The sequence below is a fragment of the Mycobacterium sp. genome (assembly GCF_032161845.1).
Taxonomy (GTDB): Bacteria; Actinomycetota; Actinomycetes; order Mycobacteriales; family Mycobacteriaceae; genus Mycobacterium.
In genome coordinates this window covers 1-3,476 of record NZ_JAVRQA010000251.1, presented here as the reverse complement: position 1 = coordinate 3,476, position 3,476 = coordinate 1, and the positions used below count along the sequence as shown (strand labels likewise).

At 61.9% G+C, this 3,476-nt stretch carries 5 protein-coding genes; all 5 read right to left on the bottom strand.

What is annotated here, in order from left to right; genetic code table 11:
* Positions 1–85 precede the first annotated feature (85 nt).
* The 5 genes from QOD90_RS14360 to QOD90_RS14340 all read right to left on the bottom strand — a co-directional run bounded on the left by QOD90_RS14360 (position 86) and on the right by QOD90_RS14340 (position 3,337).
* Positions 86–430 carry an Lsr2 dimerization domain-containing protein gene (locus tag QOD90_RS14360; protein ID WP_526350775.1) on the bottom strand — a complete coding sequence of 115 codons (345 nt, stop codon included), beginning with the start codon at positions 428–430 and terminating at the stop codon, positions 86–88.
* 320 nt (positions 431–750) lie between these two features.
* Positions 751–1,398, bottom strand: a complete 648-nt coding sequence (locus QOD90_RS14355; RefSeq protein WP_526350773.1) for a DUF305 domain-containing protein — start codon at positions 1,396–1,398, stop codon at positions 751–753.
* Between the two features lie 93 nt (positions 1,399–1,491).
* Positions 1,492–1,905: a DUF6153 family protein gene (locus tag QOD90_RS14350; protein ID WP_526350777.1), complete on the bottom strand. Its 414-nt coding sequence runs from the start codon at positions 1,903–1,905 to the stop codon at positions 1,492–1,494.
* Between the two features lie 214 nt (positions 1,906–2,119).
* A complete protein-coding gene (locus tag QOD90_RS14345; RefSeq protein WP_526350771.1) occupies positions 2,120–2,683 on the bottom strand; it encodes an AAA family ATPase in 564 nt (187 codons plus the stop codon).
* 57 nt (positions 2,684–2,740) lie between these two features.
* Entirely contained in the window at positions 2,741–3,337 is a 597-nt protein-coding gene (locus QOD90_RS14340) for a TetR/AcrR family transcriptional regulator (protein WP_526350769.1), read from the bottom strand.
* Positions 3,338–3,476: the final 139 nt, after the last annotated feature.

Below are 3,476 nucleotides of genomic sequence, written 5' to 3'. Positions count from 1 at the left end.
CGGCAGCTGTCGCAGGACACCAACACCAAGCTGCTCGAGGTGGCGCAACGCGTCATCGACACCCGCGGGGAGTGACGGCAGAGCGTTAGTGCGCTGCCCCGAACGCCTCGACGACCTCGGTTTTGATTCGACCGCGATCTGATACCGCATGGCCATTCTTGCGGGCCCATTCGCGAATCGCCGCGAGTTGTTCCGGCGACGACTTGCCATTGGTCGTCGCCTTTACCCGGCGCCCGCGGGTGTTGCCAACTTTCATCGCCGCATCGACATAAGGCTTTAGTGCCTTCTCGAACTTGGTGACGTTCGCCGTCGATAGATCAATGTGATATGCGACGCCTCGTACTGAAAACTCAACGCTTTCCCCGCCGCCATCCGGTATCTCGGATCCGTCGATGTCATCGATGAGTTGTCGGACGATTCGCTCAGCCACGTTTGATCTCCCGCTATGCCGTAAGTGTCGAAATAAACCGTACCAGTGATCTTGGCGACCCCGTCGCAGAGAATGGCAAAGGTGAACCGAGGGCTGAGGTTCGGTGCGCTGGGTCGAGCGTCGTTATGTATTTCTGGCGAGGTTTTCATTCTTCGTGGGTAGGTGCTGCCATCGAGTGAAATGGCGTGACTCGCGAGCTTGATCGCAATGTGCGCTTTACGACAGGGCTACGGTCAAAGCCGATCGATTAATGACTGCCTGCGCACCATGGGTGCTCGACGGACGGTTGCCCGCCGAGCACCCTCGTCGGCGGCCGTGGCTTAGCCCTGGCCGAGCATGCTCCGCATCTGGGTGATCTCCGCCTGCTGATTGGCGATGATCGCCTTGGCCATTTCCTTGGCATCGGAGTTGGTGCCGTCGCGCAGCTCCGTGTTGGACATGTCGATTGCGCCGCCGTGATGGTCGATCATCATCTGTAGCCACATCTGGTCGAACACCGTGCCGGACAGCCCCTTGAGATCGTCCATCTGCGTGGCGGACATCATGCCTGGCATACCTCCCATCCCCGGCATGTCATGGCCGGACATCGAAGCCGACGGCGCGGGCTTGCCGAAACTGGTCAGCAGACCGGTCATCTGAGTCATCTCGGGTCCCTGAGCGCTTTCGATGTTCTGAGCTAGCGCGATGACCTGCTGATTCTGGGATCGCCCCTGCACGAGCTTGGCCATGTCGACGGCCTGAGCGTGATGGGGGTACATCATCTGCAGGAACATCACGTCGGCGTCGTCGAAGTCGGTGCGGGCAGCACTCGGGGCTGCTGGCGCCGCCGAGCCGCCGTGGTCCATTCCGGGCATCGGTGCGCTTGTCGACGTGTTGGATGCGATGTCGGTACAGCCGGCCACGGTCAGGGCTGCCGCAACGGCGGCTGCGAGGATCGTGGACTTGACGGCGATGGTGGAACTGATCATGACTTTTTCCCTTACGAAGTGTCGATGGTCGGGTGGTGTGGACAGGTGCCGCGGGTGACCCGCTCGAGATGAGCGGCCACGAACGACTACCTGTCAGACCCGCAGAATCGACAGTTGGTGAAGGGTGAGCACCGTCCAGGGCGGTGCACGTTGACGGCGGCGGTAGCTGCGCCGAATCTTCGGTGCGACAAGCATCGCGCTGCGGTTTCCTACCCACCACAGCATCACGAGGCCGGCGATGATTGCGACGGCAGTCATGATGAACACGCATCCATGCAAGCCGGTGTGCTGCTGGCCGCAGTCGTCGGCGTCACAGGGCGTCGGAGCATGGTCCGCGTGCCCACCCGTGGCGTGGTGCGGCGCCGTGGCCGCTACCGCGGACTGTGGGTTGTGGTCGTGGCCCAGCGTGAACGTCACGGCGTGCATGGTGACGATCCCAGCGAGCAGTGTCACCAGGAGCAAGAGCCGCGCGACGGCCGGCAATGGTGCCATGCCACGCGCGTTCATCACGTCCGCCATCATAGGCGGAAGCCGCGTCATACCCCATAGGGGTATGACGCCAGGGTCATGAACAACCGAATGCATTGACGCTCGGTCGCGGGAATCATTACCGCGTAGCCGGCCTTCTACTAACTTGGTACGTAGAACCCAGTCGAGAAACTCACGACGGCTCTGTTCACGTCGAGGCAAGCAGGCAGTGGAGCTGACCGAGGTGAGCTGGCTACGCAGACGGGTTGGCTGCAGCGTTCCTGACCCACAATTCGATATCCCGCCGGCAAGCGAGCCTCACCACGCGCAAGCTCGGATGAAGCGCGTCGATGGCAGGTACCCGGTCACGGCACTTGTTACGGGTTCGGATTCCCCAGCGCAAGATGTGATCGGAGTCGGTGAAGAACTCGTGAAGGGGCCCTTCATAATTCCCGTTCCACAGTTCCACCTGCCGTCGCCGCCTGCGAATCGTGCGGCGCGCCAACCGATACAGAGTCAGCCGTGTTGGAAGATCGAGCCAAAGCAACGTGTCGGCGCGCTCGACAATCTGGTCTCGCACTGCTGAGTATTGCCACTCGATTACCCATGAATCGCCAGAGATGATCGTCTCTACGTCACTGACGAAATTGCCTCGCGGTTCCCAGTTGGGGCCGTGAAACAGGCTGTCGATCTCCACATAGGGAATCCCCAAGCGGTCCGACAGACACCTGGCCAAAGTCGACTTACCAGATCCCGACACACCTGCGATGGCGATACGTCGCGGTTGCCATGTGACTGGATCGAACGCCGTCAACATTCAGCTGATCGTAATGCGGGCCGTGAGGGGCGCTGACGGGCTTCGACTCCCTCGGCGTCAACTTCGGCTGAGCTCGTCGCCACATTCGACACGCGGGATGGCGTTGTCGATGAGGACGACTGCGATGGCGGCGGCGGTGGCGAAGGTGTCGGAGTTGAGGACTCGGTTGCGAGCCGAAACGCCATCCAAGAGCAGCGCCAGTTGTTCGCCGAGCTGTTCGGGGTTGGCGGCGCCGGCCTCGCGCGCGGTTTCGGTGAGTCGCGCGGCGAAGGCCTTCTTGTAGTCGCGGGCGTGCACGCGTGCCGGGTGGCCGGGGTCGTGGAGTTCGACGGCCGCCGCGATGAACGGGCACAGCGGCGCGCGAATGTCGAAGGCGGCGAGGAGCCGTTCGCGAGGTGTGAGGTCGGTGCGGTCGAACACCTCGGGCAGGACGTCGGGATCGAATCGGCGTAGGTGTTCGGCGATCAGCTCGTCCTTGCTGTTGAAGTGCTGGTAAAACGTGCGCTTGGACACCTGGGCCACCGCGCAGAGTTGGTCGAGACCAGTGCTGTTGATGCCCTGGTCGCGGAACAGTTGTCGTGAAGCGCCCAGGATGCGCTCCCGTGCGCCCCTGCCGCGGCGCAGGCCCATAGGCCCCTTCTCCAACTCCGTCATAACTGCAGCATACCCAGTTCGGTACGAATCGGTGTACATAGCTTGCGCTCTACCCAGGCGGTCGGATACGTTAAGTACGCAGAGCGGTGTACATAGCACCGACGATCGATCGAATGGAGAGATTCATGGGAAAGCTCGA